The 18,996-nt window shown below is 67.6% G+C and carries 19 protein-coding genes; 4 read left to right on the top strand and 15 right to left on the bottom strand.

What is annotated here, in order from left to right:
* Positions 1-4 precede the first annotated feature (4 nt).
* Positions 5-1,324, bottom strand: a complete 1,320-nt coding sequence (locus AC1ROD_RS05090; RefSeq protein ID WP_492947163.1) for an MdtA/MuxA family multidrug efflux RND transporter periplasmic adaptor subunit — start codon at positions 1,322-1,324, stop codon at positions 5-7.
* A 208-nt stretch (positions 1,325-1,532) separates the two neighbouring features.
* Here AC1ROD_RS05090 and AC1ROD_RS05085 point away from each other — a divergent pair, with 208 nt between their 5' ends.
* The 4 genes from AC1ROD_RS05085 (at position 1,533) to AC1ROD_RS05070 (ending at position 7,876) form a co-directional block, all read left to right on the top strand.
* Positions 1,533-2,246, top strand: coding sequence for a response regulator transcription factor (locus AC1ROD_RS05085; protein ID WP_492947162.1), 714 nt, complete (start codon positions 1,533-1,535; stop codon positions 2,244-2,246).
* Positions 2,243-3,676 (top strand): ATP-binding protein, encoded by a 1,434-nt coding sequence (locus AC1ROD_RS05080; protein ID WP_492947161.1) that lies wholly within the window; start codon positions 2,243-2,245, stop codon positions 3,674-3,676. Before AC1ROD_RS05085 ends, AC1ROD_RS05080 begins: the two co-directional genes overlap by 4 nt.
* 342 nt (positions 3,677-4,018) lie before the next feature.
* Entirely contained in the window at positions 4,019-6,994 is a 2,976-nt protein-coding gene (locus tag AC1ROD_RS05075) for a TonB-dependent receptor domain-containing protein (protein ID WP_492947160.1), read from the top strand.
* Between the two features lie 174 nt (positions 6,995-7,168).
* Positions 7,169-7,876, top strand: coding sequence for a response regulator transcription factor (locus tag AC1ROD_RS05070; protein WP_492947159.1), 708 nt, complete (start codon positions 7,169-7,171; stop codon positions 7,874-7,876).
* Between the two features lie 8 nt (positions 7,877-7,884).
* Here the strand turns inward: AC1ROD_RS05070 and AC1ROD_RS05065 are convergent, their stop codons facing one another.
* From AC1ROD_RS05065 to AC1ROD_RS05000, 14 genes are all read right to left on the bottom strand, one after another.
* Positions 7,885-8,331 (bottom strand): chemotaxis protein CheE, encoded by a 447-nt coding sequence (locus AC1ROD_RS05065; protein WP_492947158.1) that lies wholly within the window; start codon positions 8,329-8,331, stop codon positions 7,885-7,887.
* Positions 8,328-8,933, bottom strand: coding sequence for a response regulator (locus AC1ROD_RS05060; protein ID WP_492947157.1), 606 nt, complete (start codon positions 8,931-8,933; stop codon positions 8,328-8,330). Before AC1ROD_RS05060 ends, AC1ROD_RS05065 begins: the two co-directional genes overlap by 4 nt.
* 3 nt (positions 8,934-8,936) lie before the next feature.
* Positions 8,937-9,272, bottom strand: coding sequence for a DUF8776 family protein (locus AC1ROD_RS05055; RefSeq protein ID WP_492947156.1), 336 nt, complete (start codon positions 9,270-9,272; stop codon positions 8,937-8,939).
* Positions 9,272-9,811: a chemotaxis protein CheD gene (locus tag AC1ROD_RS05050; RefSeq protein WP_492947735.1), complete on the bottom strand. Its 540-nt coding sequence runs from the start codon at positions 9,809-9,811 to the stop codon at positions 9,272-9,274. Before AC1ROD_RS05050 ends, AC1ROD_RS05055 begins: the two co-directional genes overlap by 1 nt.
* The gene (locus AC1ROD_RS05045; RefSeq protein WP_492031863.1) at positions 9,811-10,200 is read right to left on the bottom strand and encodes a response regulator; all 390 of its coding nucleotides are present in this window, start codon (positions 10,198-10,200) and stop codon (positions 9,811-9,813) included. Before AC1ROD_RS05045 ends, AC1ROD_RS05050 begins: the two co-directional genes overlap by 1 nt.
* Positions 10,201-10,212: 12 nt before the next feature.
* Positions 10,213-11,253, bottom strand: a complete 1,041-nt coding sequence (locus AC1ROD_RS05040; RefSeq protein WP_492947155.1) for a protein-glutamate methylesterase/protein-glutamine glutaminase — start codon at positions 11,251-11,253, stop codon at positions 10,213-10,215.
* Complete coding sequence (locus AC1ROD_RS05035; RefSeq protein ID WP_492947154.1) at positions 11,250-12,116, bottom strand: CheR family methyltransferase; 867 nt, start codon at positions 12,114-12,116, stop codon at positions 11,250-11,252. Before AC1ROD_RS05035 ends, AC1ROD_RS05040 begins: the two co-directional genes overlap by 4 nt.
* Positions 12,113-12,577: a chemotaxis protein CheW gene (locus AC1ROD_RS05030; RefSeq protein ID WP_492947153.1), complete on the bottom strand. Its 465-nt coding sequence runs from the start codon at positions 12,575-12,577 to the stop codon at positions 12,113-12,115. Before AC1ROD_RS05030 ends, AC1ROD_RS05035 begins: the two co-directional genes overlap by 4 nt.
* A 2-nt stretch (positions 12,578-12,579) precedes the next feature.
* Complete coding sequence (locus AC1ROD_RS05025; RefSeq protein WP_492947152.1) at positions 12,580-14,958, bottom strand: chemotaxis protein CheA; 2,379 nt, start codon at positions 14,956-14,958, stop codon at positions 12,580-12,582.
* A 1-nt stretch (position 14,959) separates the two neighbouring features.
* Complete coding sequence (locus AC1ROD_RS05020; protein ID WP_207868367.1) at positions 14,960-15,325, bottom strand: response regulator; 366 nt, start codon at positions 15,323-15,325, stop codon at positions 14,960-14,962.
* The gene (locus tag AC1ROD_RS05015; RefSeq protein ID WP_492947151.1) at positions 15,322-15,600 is read right to left on the bottom strand and encodes an STAS domain-containing protein; all 279 of its coding nucleotides are present in this window, start codon (positions 15,598-15,600) and stop codon (positions 15,322-15,324) included. The genes AC1ROD_RS05020 and AC1ROD_RS05015 overlap by 4 nt, the downstream gene beginning before the upstream one ends.
* Positions 15,600-17,567, bottom strand: coding sequence for a methyl-accepting chemotaxis protein (locus AC1ROD_RS05010; protein WP_492947150.1), 1,968 nt, complete (start codon positions 17,565-17,567; stop codon positions 15,600-15,602). The genes AC1ROD_RS05015 and AC1ROD_RS05010 overlap by 1 nt, the downstream gene beginning before the upstream one ends.
* Positions 17,568-17,626: 59 nt before the next feature.
* Positions 17,627-18,307: a TorF family putative porin gene (locus AC1ROD_RS05005; RefSeq protein WP_492947149.1), complete on the bottom strand. Its 681-nt coding sequence runs from the start codon at positions 18,305-18,307 to the stop codon at positions 17,627-17,629.
* A gap of 127 nt (positions 18,308-18,434) precedes the next feature.
* A complete protein-coding gene (locus AC1ROD_RS05000) occupies positions 18,435-18,872 on the bottom strand; it encodes a response regulator (RefSeq protein ID WP_492947148.1) in 438 nt (145 codons plus the stop codon).
* Positions 18,873-18,996 lie beyond the last annotated feature (124 nt).

Raw genomic sequence — 18,996 nt, 5'->3', positions numbered from 1 at the left:
CGGCTTACTGGGCCGCCGGACGGTTACGACGCTGACCGGAGTGTTGGCCGCGCTGGCCGCGTGCCGGGGCCTGACCTGCGACGGTGACCTTGCCGCCCTCGGTCAGACGGTCGCCGCCTTCGGTGATGACCTTGTCGCCGATGGCCAGGCCCGAGGAGATGACCACCTGGGTCGTGGTTGCCTGCCCCGTCACGACGGTGCGCTTGGTCACGGTGTTGTCGGCCTTGACCAGCCAGACGAAGGCCGAGTCCGTTCCCTGACGCACGGCGGTGGCGGGCACGACCACGGCGCCCTTCAGGGTGTCGAGGGTGATGCGGACATTGACGAACTGGCTGGGGAACAGGGCGCCCGAGGCGTTGGCGAAGCGCGCCTTGCCACGCACCGTGCCGGTCGTGGTGCCGACCACATTGTCCAGCGTCGAGAAGGTCCCGCTGTCCAGCGTCGTGGTTCGGGTGCGGTCCAGCGCCAGCACCGGCAGGGTCGCGCCGGAATAGACTCGCCGCTGGATGTCCGGAATCCTGTCCTGGGGCACGGTGAACTCGACGTCGATCGGGGTGGTGGTGGTGATCACGGCCAGACCCGCGCTGTCGCCCGCGCCGATATAGTTGCCGACATCGACGACCCGCAGGCCGATCCGGCCGGTGACCGGCGCGGTGATCCGGCTGAAGGTCAGGTTCAGGCGCGCGGCGTCCACCGCGCCACGATTGGCGGTGACGGCGCCTTCCAGCTGCTGAACCAGGGCGCGCTGGGTGTCGACGTCCTGCCCGGCGATCGAGTCCTGACCCTGCAGGGTCTCGTAGCGGGTCAGGGTGACTCGGGCGGCGGCCAGCTGGGCCGTGTTCTGCTGCAGCTGCCCTTGCGCCTGGGTCAGCTGGGCCTGGAAGGCGCGGGAATCGATCTGGGCAAGGAGCTGGCCGCGCTGAACGATCTGGCCCTCGCGGAAAAAGACCTGGGTGATCATGCCCGACACCTGCGGGCGCACCGTTACGGTCGCCGCCGGCGTCACGGTGCCGAGCGCCTCGATCAGGACCGGAATGTCGGCGCTGGAGGCCGTGGCCACCCCGACCGTGCTGGCCGGACCGCCGCGTCGTCCGCCACCCGGACCGCCGGGACCGCCGGGACCGCCCTGCTGGCCGTCGCCGCCCTTGTCGCCGCCCAGCGACATGGCCACCACCACCGCCAGCAGGCCGACGACGATCAAGGCCACGACCGTGCCGATCAGTTTCTGGGTGTTGGTGAGTTTGCGCGGCCCGATCTGGCGCGGGCGCGCCGTCACAGGGGCTTCGGCTTCGGGTTTGGGCGAGGGGTCTTTGTCCTGGGTCATGGGTCCTTTAATCCTCGCGCGACGTCATTCCGGCGCATGCGGCGCCATATTCCGAATGCCAGGTCCTAACGGCCCAGTTAGGTTCCGCGGGTCTCTCTCTTTGTCGCGAGACCGGAAAGTTGTGTCACAGTGTGTCGAGACCGATGACGACAAGAGCTGAAACCAAATGACCCGCGCGAGGAGCGACAGATCGTTTCAGGATGCGGCCATGGACACTCCCGCACGCATTCTTCTGGTCGACGACGACCGCGATATCCGCGTCATGCTGGCTGAACAGCTGTCGGACGCCGGCTTTCAGATCGACACGGCCGCCGACGGCTCGCAGATGCGCAGCGCCATCGCCGCGCACGAGCCCGACATCATTCTTCTGGACCTGAACCTGCCGCGCGAGGACGGGCTGAAGCTCTGTCGCGACCTGCGCTCCGATTCCGCCGTGCCCGTCATCATGCTGACGGCCCGGGCCGAGGCGGTGGACCGGATCGTGGGTCTGGAGATGGGCGCCGACGACTATCTGACCAAGCCGTTCGAGCCGCGCGAGCTGATCGCCCGCATCCGCAGCGTGCTTCGCCGCACCCGCACCCTGCCGACCAATCTGACGCCGCTGGAGGCGCGGGCCGCGCGGATCAACAGCTGGTCGTTCGACTTCGAGCAGCGGCTGCTGCACGACCCCGACGGCCGGGTGGTGGTTCTTTCGGGCGCCGAATACCGGCTGCTCAAGGTGCTGGTCGAATATGCCAACCGGGTGCTGAGCCGCGAACAGCTGATCTCGCTGGGCGGGGTCCGTCAGGAAGACGCCCTGGACCGCGCCGTGGACATCCAGGTCAGCCGCCTGCGCCAGAAGTTCGGCGCCGAGGGGCCGGTCCTGATCCGCACTATCCGCAATGAAGGCTATGTCCTGACCGCCAATGTCGTCCTGACGTGAGCCAGGACTCCGTCCCGGCGCCGAAGGGCCCGCAGGCCTGGGTCGAACGTTTCCTCGGCTCGATGACCGGACGGCTGTTCGTCATCCTGCTGTTCGGCACCGGGCTAGCGGCCCTCGCGTCCCTGTCCATAGCCGACATGCGCTACCGCGCCGATCTCGCCGCCTTCCGTGCGGAACGGACGACGGACCGGATCGAATCCTACGCCTCGGTGCTCAAGGGTCTGGACCCGGTGGAGGCCGTCGATATGGCGCGGACCGGCGCCGCCGGCCTGCAACCTCGCCCGGCGACGGCCGTGCGCGGCCAGCCTGATCTGGAGCTGAACCGGCGCCTGTCCGACGGCCGTCTCGGCCAGATCCGGGCCATCGCCTGGTCCACCGAGTCCACGGCCTGCCGCAGGAACGACAACCGCGACGTCCGTGTGGTCGTCGACGCCACCCACGAAAAGGCCGTCCAGACCGAGGCCCAGGCTCTGGGCCTGAACCCGCCCGCCTGCTGGATCATCGACTTCACCGACGCCCGGGGCGCGCAATTCTCGATGGTCACCGGCGCTCCCCCGCCCGCGTCGCGCCCGCGCGTGCTCGATCCCTGGTTCCTGAGCATCGAGGCGCTGGCCCTGGCCCTCCTGTCCTTCTTCGTCGCCCGCTTCGCCTCCCGGCCTGTGCGCCAGATGGCGACGGCGGCCCAGGCCCTCGGCGAAAGCCTCGACGCCCCGCCCATGGCCGACGCGGGCCCGACCGAGGTGCGCCAGGCGGCCAACGCCTTCAACACCATGCAGACGCGGCTGCGGCAGGCCATGGCCGACAAGGCCCAGGTCCTGGCCGCCGTCACCCACGATCTCCAGACCCCCCTCACCCGTCTGCGGCTCCGCGTCGAGAAGGTGTCGGACCCCGAGCTGAAGGAGCGGCTGCTCGGCGACCTCGCCGCGACCCAGGCCCTGGTCAAGGAAGGGCTGGAACTGGCGCGCAGCGAGCCGAGCCAGGAGCCCTTCGCCCGCATGGCCCTCGATTCCCTGCTGCGCTCCATCGCCGACGATGAGGCCGATGCGGGACGTCCCGTGGTCTTCACCGAGGGCTGCGACTGCGACGTCATGGTCCGGCCCAAGGCGCTGCGCCGCTGCGTCGCCAACCTGATCGAGAACGCCGTGGTCCATGGCGGCAACGCCCGGATCTCGTCACGGATCGAAGGCGACAAGGTCTTGCTGGACATCGAGGACGACGGCCCCGGCATCGCCGACGCCGATCTGGAACGAGTGCTGGAGCCCTTCGTCCGCCTCGAGGACTCCCGCTCTCGAGAGACGGGCGGATCGGGCCTCGGCCTGACCATCGCCGGCCGGCTGGCGCGCGACAACCGGGCCCGTCTGGTGCTGCGGTCGCGCAAGCCTCGCGGCCTGACCGCGACCCTGATCCTTCAGGCCGCCGGCCCCGCCTGACTTCAGCTCAGCCCGGACCCATCGCCGGCGCCGTCGCCGCCGGACCCGAACGCATCCGCGCCGGGCCGAGGCGCTTTGGAATGCGCCCCAATTCAGCCCCAAATGTATCGCCACAGACTTCTTATGTAATACTTGAGACTATAAATTGTTTTGCGATCACCCCGGGAAATGTTGAGATACATTACTGCAAAATCTAGTGTTTATCGGGATACACCGGCCTTAATACCATCGTTCTATATGATTTATGGCTTTCTTGCATCGACATCATGACACCTATTGACCGCGACGGGGCCAGATCGAGCCCCGAAATACCTCTCGGTTACACAGGAGCCTGCGGGACGCATGATCGATTTGAGAAAACATCTTCTGAGCACGACGATGGTCGTCGGCCTCGCCGCCCTGGTTCCGGCGGCCATCCCCGCCATCGCCCTGGCGCAGGATACGAGCACCAGCACGGCTCAGGACGACAAGGACAAGGACAAGGCGGCCGATCAGGTCGAGGAAGTCGTGGTCGTCGGCTCGCGCATCCGCACCGACAACTATAACGCCCCCTCCCCCGTCCAGGTGATCACCCGCGACGAGGCCACCCTGGCCGGCTTCACCTCGACCACCAGCCTGCTTCAGGGCACGGCGGTTACGGGCGGCACGTCGCAGATCAACAACGCCTACGGCGGCTATGTCGTGAACGGCGGCCCCGGCGCCAACACCCTGTCGCTGCGCGGCCTGGGCGCGACCCGCACCCTGGTCCTGCTGAACGGCCGTCGCGTGGCCCCCGCCGGCTCGCGCGGCTCGGTCGGTTCGGCGGACCTCAACGTCCTGCCCACCGCCATGATCGAGCGCATCGAAATCCTGAAGGACGGCGCCTCGTCGATCTATGGTTCGGACGCCATCGCCGGGGTCGTCAACATCGTCACCGACAAGGGCGTCGACGGCGTCACGGTCAGCGGCCAGTACAACTTCACCAACGACGCCAACGGTGGCGGCGACGAGAACCGCTTCTCGATCGTGGCTGGCACGCACGGCGATCGCTGGCACATCGCCGGTTCGGCCGAGCGCTATGTGCGCGAGGAGCTGAGCCTGGGCGACCGGGCCTTCACCTCCTGCCCGACCGACGCCTATGCCGACGGCTCGGACTACATCGACCCGAATACGGGCCTGTCGAAATGCTTCTCGCTCAACTCGGGCGGCGTGACGATCAACACCATCGGCACCTCGACCATCGCCGGCGTTGGCGCGACCAATGCGGTTGGGACGACGTTCAACCGCTGGCGTCCGAACTCGGCCGTGACCACGGGCCTGGTCGGCTTCGAGGGCGTCGGCAACTCGGCGACCAACACCAGCGTCCGCACCACCTACGACCCGGACATGCTGAACACCTCCCTGATCACGCCGGTCGATGTGACCACCGGCTATCTGGAAGGCTCCTACGACCTGCACGCCCTCGGCAACGCCCAGGTCTATGGCGAGGTTCTGGTCAACCAGCGCCAGTCCAGTTCGACCGACTATCGCCAGCTGGTCATCGACTACGCCAAGGGCAGCCCGCTGATTCCGACCAGCCTGGCCGGCAGCACCTACGCCGCCTCCAGCCAGGGCCTGAACCCCGGCTCCGCCGTCGGCGTTCGCGCCTTCATCGGCTTCGGCAACACCGAAAGCCAGCAACGGGTCGACTTCGCCAAGGAGCTGGCCGGCATTCGTGGCGACCTGTTCCTGCCGGACTGGCACTACGACGCCTATGTCAGCTACACCCGCTCCAAGTCGGTCTACACGACCGAGCAGTTCCTGACCGACCGGCTGCAGAAGAGCCTGAACGTCGTGAAGAACGCGGACGGCAGCTTCTCGTGCGTCAGCACCGACGCCAACTGCGTCGCGGCGCCCTATCTGACCTCGGCGGTCATCGGCGGCGACCTCCCCCAGGCCTGGGTCGACTACGTCAAGCAGGACGTCACCGGCACGACGATCTATGACGAGACTGTCGCCAGCGTCGGCTTCGACGGCCCGCTGTTCACCCTGCCCGCCGGTCAGGTGATGGCCTATGTCGGCGCCGAGTACCGCAAGTCCTCGATCGACGACACGCCCGGCATCGATTCCCAGAACGCCAACACCTGGAACTACTCGACCTCGGCCATCACCCGCGGCAGCGACTCGGTGACGGAACTGTTCGGCGAAGTGGAAGTGCCGATCCTGGCCGACCTGCCGTTCGCCAAGGCCCTGACCTTCACCGGTTCGGCCCGCTGGACCGACTATGAATCCTACGGTGACGACTCGACCTACAAATTGGGTCTGGTCTACCAGCCGTTCGACTTCCTGACCTTCCGCGGCTCCTACGGCACCTCCTACCGGGCCCCGGCCCTGTTCGAGCAGTTCGTCGGCGCGACCTCGGGCTTCGTCAGCTCGACGGCGGACCCCTGCAACAGCTACGGCTCGACGGGCACGGACCCGATCGTGGCCGCGAACTGCGCCAGCGAAGGTCTGGCCACCAACTTCAACCAGACCTCCAGCGTGGCCGTCATCACCTCGGGCGGCGCCGACAACAACCTGAGCGCCGAGACCTCGGACAACCTGACCGTCGGTCTGATCCTGCAGCCGAAACTGCCGGACGGCTGGGGCAAGCTGTCGTTCGCCGCTGACTACTACGAGATCCAGATCGACAACGGCGTCTCGCGTATCGGCTACAGCAGCATCCTGGGCCTCTGCTACAGTTCGGCCGCGGCCGAGTTCCAGGCCGACAACGGCTATTGCGGCCTGATCGACCGCAACGCCTCGACCGGCGCGCTGACGGTTCACGACAGCTACGTCAATGTCGCCACCGACGTGGTCCACGGCATCGACTACACCGTCCGCTACGCCAACGACTTCGGTCCGGGCCGTGCGATCTTCAACCTGGGCGTCACCCAGATGACCAAGCGCTACAGCACTCTGTTCGCCGACGATCCGATCCTCGACGAGGTCGGCACCATCGGCACGCCGGAGTTCAGCGCCAACTTCGACGCCGCCTACGCCTTCGACAAGTGGACGGTGCACTATGGCGTCGAGTGGATCGACTCGATGGGGTACGACGCCTATTACCTGAAGAACTACGGCTATACCCTGGCGTCGCTGGGCTATGACGCCGAGGTCAGCGACTACTATCTGCACAACGCCTCGGTGCAGTATGCGGCTGACGGCTGGACCGCCACGGCGGGGATGCGCAACATCTTCAACGAAGAGCCGCCGACCCTCTCGGCGGGCGTCGTCAGCCGGGTCGGCAACGCCCCGCTCTACTCGGGCTACGACTACGTCGGACGGACCTTCTTCATCAACCTGAGCAAGTCCTTCTGATCGATCCCGATCGGTGAAACGGGAGGGGCGGAGGTCTTCGGGCCTCCGCCCTTTTTCATGCGCCCGGTGTCCGTCCGGCAAAGCGTCGCCGGTCTGTATCAGAACGTGTCAAACGACTGAGCCGTATAACGAATGTGCAATCCGCCCGCCCTATTTGGCGGGCACAAACTGTTCATGCACAGTTCATCTTCGCCCGCCATCCTGATCGTCGACGAGGCGCATGATCACCATGATCCCCTCTGCGGCTACCTCGGCAGACAGGGCTTCGTGACCCGCTGCGCGAACAGTCTTCCGGAGATGGAGCGTCGTCTCAGGGAAGACCGCCCCGACCTTATCCTCCTGGATGTCTCGATGCGCGGCGGCGACGGCCTGGCTCTGTGTCGCCGGCTGTCGGAGATGGGTCCGCCGGTCATCGTCGCCAGCGCCCTGGGCGAGGACACCGACCGCATCCTTGGGCTGGAAATGGGCGCCCAGGACTATCTGGCCAAACCCTATAATCCGCGCGAACTGCTGGCCCGCATCCGCGCCGTCCTGCGTCGGGCCAGGCCGGTTCAGGCGGGCGCCGCCGGCGTGCTGAGCTTCGCAGGCCTGCAACTGGATCTGCTGCGTCGGCGCCTGATCAAGGCCGATGGAGAGTCCACCGCCCTGACGCCGAACGAGTTCAACCTGCTGCGAACCTTCGCCGAGAACCCGGGCCGGGTCCTGACCCGCGCCCAGCTGATCAGCGGCGCCCACGATGGCGAGGCGAACGTCCGCGACCGGGCGATCAATGTCCAGATCAGCCGCCTGCGCAAACGCCTCAGCGACGAGAGCGGCCACGACCTGATCGTGACCCTGCGCGGCAAGGGGTATGTCTTCGACACCCCTGTCGCGCGCCAGTAGTCGTCCGGTTACGGCCGCTGCGAGATCTTGCGCAGACCGTCCAGCAGGGTCTCGCTGGTCCGACCCGTGCGACAGCCGCTGGCGATGATCAGCCGCATCGCCTGCAGATGCACCGTGATCGACGGCCAATGCCAGATGCCCGCCGTGATCATCCGGTCCGAGACCTCGCACAGGCTGTAGGCCGCATCGTGCAGCGGACCGGTATCGAAGAAGGCGGCCAGATCGATGACCTTGGCGCCCAGGGTGTAGACCTGCGGACCTGATCCCTCCTGCGCGGCGTTGCAGACGGCTTCCAGCTCGTCGAGGGTCGTGGAAATCATCGCCATCGCCTCGTCGCGATGGGTGTTGAGCGCCTCGCCCGCCAGCCGTTCGGCGTCGCGGACCAGGCGGCCGCCCGGCTCGAACAGCTGCTTCGACAGCGAACTCTTGACCTTGAATGTCCGGGCTTCGCTCACAGCTGCACCTTCATCGGTTTCATCATCATGTCGATCGCCGACTGATCCATATTGGCCTCGCTGGCGGCGCCGACGTGTTCGGAGAGGTCTCCGGCGCGACGGCCGGGCACGCCCAGGGGCGGGCCGAAATTGCGCACCCGACGGTCCGGGCCGACATAGGTGTCGGCCTCGACGAACTGCCGCTCGTCATTGCCCAGCCACAGAATGCGCTGCAGCAGGACCGACGGGGTCATGGGTTTGGTGACGACGAAGCTGGCGCCGCAGTCCCGGCTCTTCTGGACCTTGGACTGGGCCGCGTGCCCGACCAGCATGATCACCGGCGTATAGCGCACCGGCGGCGGCGTATCGCGCCGGAGCCAGCGGGTGAAATCATAGCCGTCCATGTCGGGCATCGAACAGTCGATCAGGATCAGGTCGAGATCGCGCTCGTCCACGACGCGGACGGCATCCTCGGTCGTCATGCGCTTGATCTGTTCCCGGACGCCGAAGCCCTGGAAGATCGAGCTCAGCATGTCGAGCGACTTCTGGTTATGGTCGACCAGCAGCACCGACGAGCGCGCGAGGTTGACCTTTTCGTTGATGTCCGGCTGCCGGCGCGCCATGGCTCAGTCGAACAGCATCAGATCGCCCGAAGCCTTTTCAGCGGACGCATTGGTTACACCCGGGCTCAGCCGGTTGGACTGATCGGTCAGGGTCAGGGCGTGCAGGGCGGTGTCGATGGGCACGCCGGCGCCCAGGGCGGCGGAGAGGCCGCTCAGCCCGTCCAGACGCTGGATCAGCAGGTCGAAGTCCTGGATGCGCGCCATCACGCCGCTCAACTTCTCGGGCGGGCAATGGGCCATCAGCTCGGACGTCAGCCCCGACAGGCCATCGACCTGGGCGCGGATCTCGGCCAGTTCGTCGGAGACGGCGGTCAGGAGGGTACGGCTACGCGACAACATCACCACAGCTCCACGGCGCCGGAGGCGACCGGTTCCGGCTTCGGCGGCGCCTGGGTCGGCACATGGCTGTCGGTCACGGCGCGCTGCAGGGCGCGACCGGTCGTGGGCCAGTAGTGCAGGCGACGCCCTCCATCGCCGCGCAGGCTGCCGCCCACCACGGGAATGCCTTCGTCGCGCAGGAAGCGCTCGGCGAAGTCGGCGTTCTGCATGCCGACATCGCGCAGGGAGTTGAACATCCGGCCGCCGCCGAACAGCTTGGCCTCCAGACGGTCGCGGCGCGCGCCCGCCTTGAGCACGTCGTTGATCAGCAGTTCCATCGCATAGGCGCCGTAGCGGCGGCCCGCGTCGGTCCCCGCCCCCGAACCTTCGGGCAGCAGGAAGTGGTTCATGCCGCCCACGCCCGTCTGCGGATCGCGCAGGCACATGGCCACGCAACTGCCCAGGATGGTGGTCAGCATCACGTTCGGGTCGGAGGTGATGTGGTGCTCGCCCTGGCCCACATGAATCCTCTTTTCGGTCGCCAGGGCCGCCTCGGACATCATGTCAGCGGACCGAAGACGCCTTCCAGCTTCTCTTTGAGCTGGGCGACGGTGAAGGGCTTGACCAGGTAGTTGTTGACCCCGAACTGGACCGCGCGGGCCACCAGCTCGCGGTCGGCGCGGCCGGTCAGCATGATGAAGGCGGCGCCCTGGGTCGGCGGGTGGGCGCGGATGGCGCGCAGCAGGCCCAGGCCGTCCAGGTTCGGCATGTTGAAGTCGGAAATGATCAGGTGAGCAGGCTTGCCGATCATCTCGCGCAGGGCCGCCTCGCCGTCAGAAGCCTCACGGAACTCGCGGAAACCCAGCTGCTGCATACTGGTGCGCACAAGGCCGCGCATCGACATCTGGTCGTCGACGATCAGGGTATGGATAGCGGAGGCGGCAGGCATGGCGGGGGTACCTCAGGCGGCGGCGCCGCGCGGGGGCGCAGCGCACAGGTCGAGAATGGCTGATGAAATACGCGACAGCGGCAGTTGGCGTTCGACGGCCCCGATTTCGTGGGCGACGCGCGGCATGCCGTAAACAACAGAAGAGGCTTCGTCCTGGCCGACGGTATGGGCGCCGGCTTCACGCATTTCCAGCAGCCCTTGCGCGCCGTCACGGCCCATGCCGGTCAGGATGACCCCGGTCATGGGACGGCGCAGGCGGGCGACCGAACGGAACAGCACATCGACCGACGGCCGGTGGCCGCTGACGGTGTCGCCCTGGCTCAGGCGGACGCGCGGCGTCGTGCCGGAGACTTCCAGATGGGTCAGGCCGCCGGGCGCGATATAGACATGGCCCGGCATCATCAGGTCGCCGTCCACCGCCTCGGTGACGGTGGCGGCCGAGGCCTTGTTCAGGCGAGCAGCAAAGCTGGCGGTGAAGGTCGCCGGCATGTGCTGGGTCACCACCGTCGCCGGGCAGTTGGCCGGGAAGGCGGAGATGATGGTCAGCAGGGCCTCGACGCCGCCGGTCGAGGCGCCGATCGCCAGGATGTGGTCGGCGCCGGCGCGATAGTCATGGTGCGCACGCACGGTCTCGACCGGAACGCGCGCGCGAACCCGCGAGCGAGCGGCGGTCTTCACCTTCAGCGTCAGCTCGGAGAAGGCCTCGGCGGCGGTGACACCCGCGCCCGGCTTCCCGACCGCATCGACGGCGCCCATTTCCAGGGCTTCCAGGGTGATCTCGGCGCCGGCCTGGGTCAGGGTCGAGACCATGACCACGGGCATGGGCCGCAGCCGCATGATCTTCTCGAGGAACTCCAGCCCGTTCATATTGGGCATCTCGACATCGAGAGTGATGACGTCGGGGTTCAATTCCTTGATTAACGCGCGCGCTTCCAGGGGATCGGCGGCGGAGCCGACCACATCGATCTCGGGATCGCGACGCAGGGCGGCCGTGATCAGGCCGCGCATGGTCGGGCTGTCGTCGACGACGAGGACACGGACGGGGGCGGTCATGCGGCCAGCCTGTAGGTGGTCAGGCCGCTGGTGTTCAGCTGGTTCATCGCCGGGCCGCTGACGCGTTCCGAATGGCCGATATACAGGGTCGCGCCGGGGTTCATCAGCGGGGTGAATCGCTTCCAGACCTTCTCCTGGGTCGCGTCGTCGAAATAGATCACGACGTTGCGGCAGAAGATGACGTCGAACTTGCCGCGCATCGGCCAGTCGCCGATCAGGTTCAGCTCCTTGAACGCGATCAGGTCGCGCAGGGGCTGGCTCGCCGACAGCATGTTGCGCCCTTGCGAAGGCGCCTTCTCGAAGAATTTGTTGCGCAGGGCCGGGGGCGCCGGATCCAGCGCCTCCTCCGGATAGACGCCGGCGATGCCGTCGGCGACCATGTTCGGATCGATGTCGGTAGCCAGGATGCGGAAGTCCAGATCATTGGCTTCGGGCAGGACGGACAGGGCCGTCATGGCCATAGAATAGGGCTCCTGCCCGTTCGAACAGGCCGCCGACCAGAGACGGACCCGGCCGCCGGCGCGGGCGCGGGCGGCCAGCATAGGCATGACCTCGTCGCGCAGATGATCGAAGTGGTGCGGCTCGCGGTAGAAGCGGGTGACGTTGGTGGTCAGGGCCGCCGTCATCGCCTGACGTTCGTCCACGCCCGCCGCGTCCTGGATCAGGGCGCAATAGTCCCGGAAGCTGCGCAGGCCGAGGGTGCGCAGCCGCTTGGCCAGGCGCGAATAGACCAGCGCGGCCTTGCCCTCGTTCAGGGCGATCCCTGCGTGGCTGTGCAGGATCTGGGCGATGTGGCGGAAATCCTCGGCGGTGAAGACGAACTCGCCTTCGACCAGGGATTCGCGCCCGGCGGACGTACTCATGCGGCTTCGGCCTCGGCGGCGTCGGGGACGATCCGGTCCAGTTCGATCAGGCTGATCATGCGGCCGTCGATGGCGAACAGGCCTTTGACGAAAGTCTTCACCTGCTCGCTGGCCACGTCGGGCGTCGGCTGCACGGCCTCATCCGTCAGCTGGATGATGTCCGACACGGCGTCGACCAGCAGGCCGACCATGCGGCCGCCGACATGGGCGACCATGATGACGTGACGGGCGGTCGGCTCGGAGGTGCGCAGGCCGAAGCGGGCGCCCAGGTCGATGATCGGCAGCACGGCGCCACGCAGGTTGATCACGCCCTTCATGAAGCCCGGCGCGCGTGGCAGAGGCGTCGCGGGGGTCCAGCCGCGGATCTCGCGCACCGACATGATGTCCACGCAGAACTCCTGCTCGCCGATGCGGAAGGCGATCAGTTCGCGCGAGGCGGCGGCGTTGGAAGCTTCGGTCATGATCAGCTCGCGAGTTTGAAGTCAGGACGGGTGGCCTCGACGCGGGTGGCCTTGCGGCGCCACGAGGCGACGATGGCGTCCACGTCCAGGATCAGGGCGACGCGGCCGTCGCCCAGGATGGTCGCGGCGGCCACGCCCTCGACCTGCTGGTAGTTGGTTTCCAGGCTCTTGATGACGACCTGGCGCTGGCCCTGGATGGCGTCGAACAGCAGGGCGGCGCGGGCGCCGGCCTCGGTCTCGATGATCACGGCGACGCCACCCTCGGCCGCAGCCGGGGCATCGCGGAAGCCCATGCCCAGAGCCACGTCGATCAGGGGCACGAACTGGTCGCGGAAGCGGATCACCGGATCGTGGCCGCCGACATAGTGGATGTCTTCGGCGCGCGGGGTCAGGCTCTCGACGATGGCCGTCAGGGGCGCGACCAGGGTCTGTTCGGCGGCGGTCACGACCATGCCGTCCAGCACCGCCAGGGTCAGCGGCAGGCTGAGGGTGAAGGTCGATCCCTTGCCCGGAACCGAGCTGATGGCGATGCGGCCGCCCAGGGCCTGGATCGAGCGCTTGACCACGTCCATGCCCACGCCGCGTCCCGAGACGTCGGTGATGGTCTCGGCGGTGGAGAAGCCCGGCAGGAAGATCAGGTTGTCGATCTCGTCGTCGGTCAGGACGGCGTCCTCGGCGATCAGGCCGCGCGAGATGGCGATGCCCTTGACCCGTTCGCGGTTGATGCCTTTGCCGTCATCGCCGATCTCGATGACGATCCGGCCCGAGCGGTGCAGGGCGGCCAGGCGGACGGTGCCCTCGGCGGGCTTGCCGGCGGCGACGCGCTCTTCCGGGCTTTCCAGCCCGTGGTCGATGGCGTTGCGCAGCATGTGGGTGATCGGCTCGGCCAGGCGTTCGACCACGGTCTTGTCGACCTCGGTGTCCTCGCCGGCGGTGACCAGACGCACGCGCTTCCCGGTCATTTCACCGACTTCGCGGACCAGACGCGGCATCCGCTGGAAGACGGACTTCACCGGCTGGGCGCGGATGGCCATGACGCTGTCCTGGATCTCGCGCGTCAGCAGCTCGAGATCCTCCAGACCGACGGAGATGCCCGACGAACGGGCCAGGCCGCTTTCGATCACGCGCTGGGCCAGCATGGCCTGCTGGATGACCAGCTCGCCGACGACGTTGATCAGGCGATCGACGCGATCCAGATCGACGCGAATGGTGACGGCGGCCTGGGCAGCGGGTTGAGCGGCGGCGGCGGCGGGCGCGGCGGGAGCCGGAGCCGCCGGAGCGGGCGTCGGGGCCGGCGCGGGAGCGGCGACCGCTTCTACCGGGGCCGGAGCGACCGGCGCGGGTGTCGCAGCCGGAGCCGCGACGGGAGGCGCGACAGGGGCGGCGATGGGGACCGCAGCGGCCGCGGCCGCCTGGGCGGACACGTCGGCCTTGGCGCTGGCCATCAGGGCGGCGATGTCGAACTCGGGCGCGGCCTCGGAGGCGACGTCAGCGGCGGGAGCCTCGGCGGCGCCGCCGGCCGGGCGAATGGACAGGTCGCAGTCGCTTTCGACGAAGTCGAAGACGTCGCGCACGGCGCTTTCGCTGGCGGTCGTCGTCAGGTCGATGGTCCAGACCAGATAGGCTTCCTCGGGGACGAGCTCGTCCAGGGTCGGCAGGGCGGAAGTGTCCACCTCGACCGTCATCTCGCCCAGGCGCGACAGCTCGCGCAGCAGGATGCCGGTCTCGTTGGCGTTGGCGTAGAGGCGGGCGTGCGGACGGAAGACCACGCGCCACACGTCGCCCGACGGGGCGGCGGTTTCGACCGGAGCCTCGGCCGGGGCGTCGTCCAGACCCGCGAAACTGAAGGCCACGGGGCGGAAGCCGAACTCGTCGGCCTCGGGCAGACCGTCCGCCTCGGCGACAGCCGGCGCGGCCATCATCACCGGGGTGAAGACGGGCTCTTCCTCGGCCGGGGCCTCGGCGGCGGGCGCGCTGGCCACGCCGTGGGTCAGGATTTCCAGCTCGGCGACCAGACCGGCGGAACGGGCCTCGTCGACCTCCGGGGCCTGGCCCCGCGCCGCGGCGATGTGGTCCGCCAGGACGTCGGAGGCGCGCAGCAGGGTCTTGACGGTGATGTCGTCGCAGGGCTTGCGGCCCGAGCGCAGCTCGTCGAGCAGGGTCTCGAAGACGTGAGCGAAGCGGACCAGGGCGTCGAGGCCGAAGGCCCCTGCCCCGCCCTTGACCGAGTGGACGGCCCGGAACACGGCGTTGACGGTCTCGTCATCGGCCGCGCCGGATTCCATTGCCAGCAGACCCGCTTCCAGGTCGCCGAGCAACTCGTCGCACTCCTGGAAGAAGACGACCTTGATGGCCTCAAAGGGATCTGCGGCGTCGGTCATATCAGGCGGCCACCCGGCGAACGGCTTCGACCAGCTTGGCCGGGTCGAAGGGCTTGACGATCCAGCCGGTCGCGCCGGCGTCGCGCGCGCGCTGCTTCTTGGCGGCGTCGCTCTCGGTGGTCAGCACCAGCACCGGGGTCTGACGGTGGTTCGGGTCGGCGCGCACGCCCTCGATGACGCCGAAGCCGTCCAGACGGGGCATGTTGATGTCGGTGATGATGACGTCGGCGCCCTCGGCGCTCAGCGTCTCCAGCCCGTCGATGCCGTCGACGGCCTGAATCACATGATAGCCCGCATCGACGAGGGCCATCATCAGCATGTCACGCATCGTACGGGAATCGTCGATGGTAAGGACGGTTTTGGTCACGCGGGCTCTCCCTGAACGGTCGCCTGGAGAGCGGCGCCGTACATCTTCCATTGGGTTGCGAAGGCTTCGGATGGGGTGTCGATGGTCAGGCCCTGGCCATCGCGGGCCCAGGTCTGCTGCGCCGAGATCAGCACCTGCAGGCACAGGCCGCCGAGACGCTCCACGGCGGAAGCGTCGATGGCGAGGGGCTGGCCGCGAAGGCCCAGCAGATCAGTCCGCAGAGGCTCCGCATACAGGATGTCCAGAACGGGCGGCAGAACGATGGAAGCCGTCATCAGAACTCCTCCCAACCGTCGTCAGAAGCCACGGGATCGGGCCGACGGACGGCGGCGGAGCCTCCGCCCTGGCTGACGGTGCGCATCTGGGCGACCGGGCGTTGAGCCGGCTGCGGCGCGGCGCGGGGCGCCGGAGCCGCGGCTCTCGGGGCGGCATGGGGCGCGGAGCGGACGCCGCCGGTCGGCGAACCGATCTTGAAGCGCGCGACCGAACCGGCCAGGCTTTCAGCCTCCTGCGACAGCGAGTGGCTGGCCGCGGTCGACTGCTCCACCATGGCGGCGTTCTGTTGCGTGACCTGGTCCATCTGGTTGACGGCGGTGTTGACCTGCTGAAGGCCGGTCGCCTGTTCCTGGGCGGAGGCGGCGATTTCGGACACCAGGCCGTCGATCTCGGCGACGCGGCCGACGATGCGCTGCAGGGCCTCGCCCGTCTGGCCGACCAGGTTGACGCCGGTGTTGACCTGGGTGGTCGAGGCCGAGATCAGAACCTTGATCTCCTTGGCGGCTTCCGCCGAGCGCTGGGCCAGGGCCCGGACTTCGGAGGCCACGACCGCGAAGCCGCGGCCGGCGTCGCCCGCACGGGCCGCCTCGACGCCCGCGTTCAGGGCCAGCAGGTTGGTCTGGAAGGCGATTTCGTCGATCACGCCGATGATCTGGCTGATCTCCTGGGCCGACTTCTCGATCGCGCCCATGGCCGAGACGGCGTCGCGGACGACATTGCCCGAGGTCTCGGCGTCGCCCTTGGCGGCCTGGACGGTGTCGGAGGCTTGGCGCGCGCCCGAGGCGGTGCGGTTGACGGTGGCGGTGATCTCATCGAGGGCCGCGGCGGTCTCTTCCAGAGAGGCGGCCTGCTGTTCCGTGCGGCGCGACAGGTCGTCGGCGGCCTGGCTGATCTCGCCCGAACCGGAGCGGATCGCCGCGACATTGGTGACGACGACGGACATGGCGTCCTGCAGCTGGGCCACGGCCGCGTTGAAGTCGGTCTTCAGCTGTTCGGCGCGCGGCGCGACCTGGGCGGTCATGCGGTGCGTCAGATCGCCGTTGGCGATGGCGGCCATGCCCTGGGCCAGGGCGCCGAGAGCGATGGCGTCCTCTTCGGCCGTACGGGCCTTCTCGGCCTCGGCGTTGGCGCGGTCGATCTCGGATTGCGAACGGTTGGCCAGCGCCTCCTGCTCCAGACGGATCTTGTCGAGGGCGGCGTCACGGAAGGCCAGGACGGCGACGCCCATCTGGCCGATCTCGTCCTTGCGGCGAGCTTCGGGGATTTCGATGTTGTTTTCGCCGGCCTGCAGCTTGCGCATATAGCCCGCGATCTTGAGGACCGGCGTGGCGATGGCCCGCGAAAGGACCATGCTGGCGGCGACAGCGATCAGCATCGTCATCGCCAGGCCGATATAGAGGCTCCATTCGGCGACGGTCGTGGCCTTGCTCTGGATCGCCTTGGCCCGGTCCAGCTCGGCCATGTTGAGGGTCTTCAGACCGTCGATGGCGTCCTCGACCGGCCCCATGGCCGCGTCGGCCTCGCCGTCATGGCTGACCATGGCCTCGGCCTGGGCCTTGGTCGCGGGGTTGGCCGCAAGAGCCAGCCCCTTCTTGACCACCAGGTCGTACCAGGCGTCCGCCGCCTTGCCGGCTTCGTCGATCTTGGCGTCCGCCTCGGGCGATCCCGCGCCCTTCAGCTCTTCCAGCTTGGCCTTGAAGGCGGCGCGATGGGTGTTGATCCGGTCGATATAGTAGGCGTCGCCCGACACCAGATAACCGCGGAAGCTGTTTTCCTGACGCGCCAGCGAGAACTCGGCCGCCGAGGTGTCGCGCACCATCTCATTGCCGCTCGTGCGCAGCAGGTCGGACTTCCTCAGTTCCATCAGGTTGAAGCCGATGGTCCCGCCCATGGCGACGATGGCCGTCAGGACGACGGCGAACGCGAGGATGAGCTTCCTGCAGATGGGAACATTGCTCAGGTGCATGACGGATCCTTGGTCGTTTGGTCGCGGGCAGGCGGCCTACTGGCTAGATGCAGGTCAAATCAGAGAGAAAGGGTTAACGCGGCGACCAAACGGCCGTCGTACTGGTTGCCGTACTCATGGCCGTCGGTGTCGTACCAGCGCAGGTCGACCGCGATCCGGTCGTTCAGCTTGCGCTTCACGCCCAGGTTCCAGGCCGTGTATTCGGCCCCGCCGTCGGCGGTGCGGTCGGCGATCGCCGCCGTGGCCTTGGTTTTGGAATCCAGGGAGACCCCGCCCTGCAGTTCGACCCACCAGGCCTCCTGCGTCGCGGCGAAGCCGTCGGCGGTATAGTTGACGCGGAAACGCGTCGAGACCGGGCCGAACTTGCGCGAGGCGTCGACCTGGTACTCGGTGTAGTTGGCGTCGACGCCCTTGCGGGTGCCGGGCAGGTCGCGGTTGATGATTGCGGCGTCGAAGGCGACGCCCGAGATGGTCCAGCGATAGCCGATGGTGGTCAGGACTTCGGCGTCCGCGCCCTGCGACAGTTCAGCCGTCGCGGCGAACAGGCTGCCGTAGAAGCCGTTGTGATTGACCTCGATCGAGCCCGAATAGCTGGTCTGGTCGTTGCTCTTGCCGACGCCCTTGCCGAGATACTGGCTGGCGACGCCCAGCTGGATCGAGACCGGGTCTGCAGCCTGGGCCGCTCCGGCCAGCATCATCGCGCCGAGGACGCCGGAAATACCGCCCAAGGCGATTCGCATCACAGTGTTCTTCAGTATAACTTTGGTCATGTTTCGCCGTTCTGGCAGTCGCCGTTGTCGTTAAGGTTGAGGCAAAGGGCTAATATTCTTCGTAAATCGCCCTCTACGTAAAAATACTTACCGGCCCTCAGGCCGCGGCTTCGAGACCTGCGGAGGGCCGCCGCTGGCGGCGGGAACCGGTGTCAGCGCTGGGCGCCGAGAGGGCCGCCCTGATCGTCCGGACCAGGCCCTGAACATCGACCGGTTTGTCGAACCAGGCGTCGGCGCCGGCGGCTTCCATCCGCTCCTGAATGCCCGGATCGTCCTCGCTGGAGACCACGAAGACCGGTAGATGGAGCCGTTTGGGATCGCGCCTGATCAGCCTGACGAAGGCCTCTCCGTTCAGGCGTGGCATGTTGAAATCAGTCAGGATGACATCGGGCTCGAACGCCCGGAGACAGCGCAGCGCGGCCCTTGCCCCCTCCGCGACGACGACCTCACAACCGGCCGCGCGAAGAATGCCGCCCAGCACCTGTCTGATAGCCGGAGAGTCATCCACCACCAGTATGCGCACAGCGTCAGTCATCGTCAGGCCCTCCGTCAGGAGACCACCGATAATGTGCAGGTGCGAAGCGGTCGTAACTTTCGGATTAGGGTGTTTTGCTTACGTATTTACCCTTAACGAACACGATGCTACGAACGGATAGGGT

The sequence above is a fragment of the Brevundimonas sp. GW821-FHT12E07 genome, assembly GCF_058807035.1.
The sequence above is the reverse complement of the archived record's forward strand: the minus strand, read 5'-3'. Positions and strand labels throughout refer to the sequence as shown.

Excerpts from the sequence above, each read along its gene's own strand:
- AC1ROD_RS05090 (WP_492947163.1), bottom strand. The coding sequence starts at position 1,324 with ATGACCCAGGACAAAGACCCCTCGCCCAAACCCGAAGCCGAAGCCCCT.
- AC1ROD_RS05085 (WP_492947162.1), top strand. The coding sequence starts at position 1,533 with ATGGACACTCCCGCACGCATTCTTCTGGTCGACGACGACCGCGATATC.
- AC1ROD_RS05075 (WP_492947160.1), top strand. The coding sequence starts at position 4,019 with ATGATCGATTTGAGAAAACATCTTCTGAGCACGACGATGGTCGTCGGC.
- AC1ROD_RS05070 (WP_492947159.1), top strand. The coding sequence starts at position 7,169 with ATGCACAGTTCATCTTCGCCCGCCATCCTGATCGTCGACGAGGCGCAT.
- AC1ROD_RS05060 (WP_492947157.1), bottom strand. The coding sequence starts at position 8,933 with ATGGCGCGCCGGCAGCCGGACATCAACGAAAAGGTCAACCTCGCGCGC.
- AC1ROD_RS05055 (WP_492947156.1), bottom strand. The coding sequence starts at position 9,272 with ATGTTGTCGCGTAGCCGTACCCTCCTGACCGCCGTCTCCGACGAACTG.
- AC1ROD_RS05050 (WP_492947735.1), bottom strand. The coding sequence starts at position 9,811 with ATGTCCGAGGCGGCCCTGGCGACCGAAAAGAGGATTCATGTGGGCCAG.
- AC1ROD_RS05045 (WP_492031863.1), bottom strand. The coding sequence starts at position 10,200 with ATGCCTGCCGCCTCCGCTATCCATACCCTGATCGTCGACGACCAGATG.
- AC1ROD_RS05040 (WP_492947155.1), bottom strand. The coding sequence starts at position 11,253 with ATGACCGCCCCCGTCCGTGTCCTCGTCGTCGACGACAGCCCGACCATG.
- AC1ROD_RS05035 (WP_492947154.1), bottom strand. The coding sequence starts at position 12,116 with ATGAGTACGTCCGCCGGGCGCGAATCCCTGGTCGAAGGCGAGTTCGTC.
- AC1ROD_RS05030 (WP_492947153.1), bottom strand. The coding sequence starts at position 12,577 with ATGACCGAAGCTTCCAACGCCGCCGCCTCGCGCGAACTGATCGCCTTC.
- AC1ROD_RS05025 (WP_492947152.1), bottom strand. The coding sequence starts at position 14,958 with ATGACCGACGCCGCAGATCCCTTTGAGGCCATCAAGGTCGTCTTCTTC.
- AC1ROD_RS05015 (WP_492947151.1), bottom strand. The coding sequence starts at position 15,600 with ATGACGGCTTCCATCGTTCTGCCGCCCGTTCTGGACATCCTGTATGCG.
- AC1ROD_RS05010 (WP_492947150.1), bottom strand. The coding sequence starts at position 17,567 with ATGCACCTGAGCAATGTTCCCATCTGCAGGAAGCTCATCCTCGCGTTC.
- AC1ROD_RS05005 (WP_492947149.1), bottom strand. The coding sequence starts at position 18,307 with ATGCGAATCGCCTTGGGCGGTATTTCCGGCGTCCTCGGCGCGATGATG.
- AC1ROD_RS05000 (WP_492947148.1), bottom strand. The coding sequence starts at position 18,872 with ATGACTGACGCTGTGCGCATACTGGTGGTGGATGACTCTCCGGCTATC.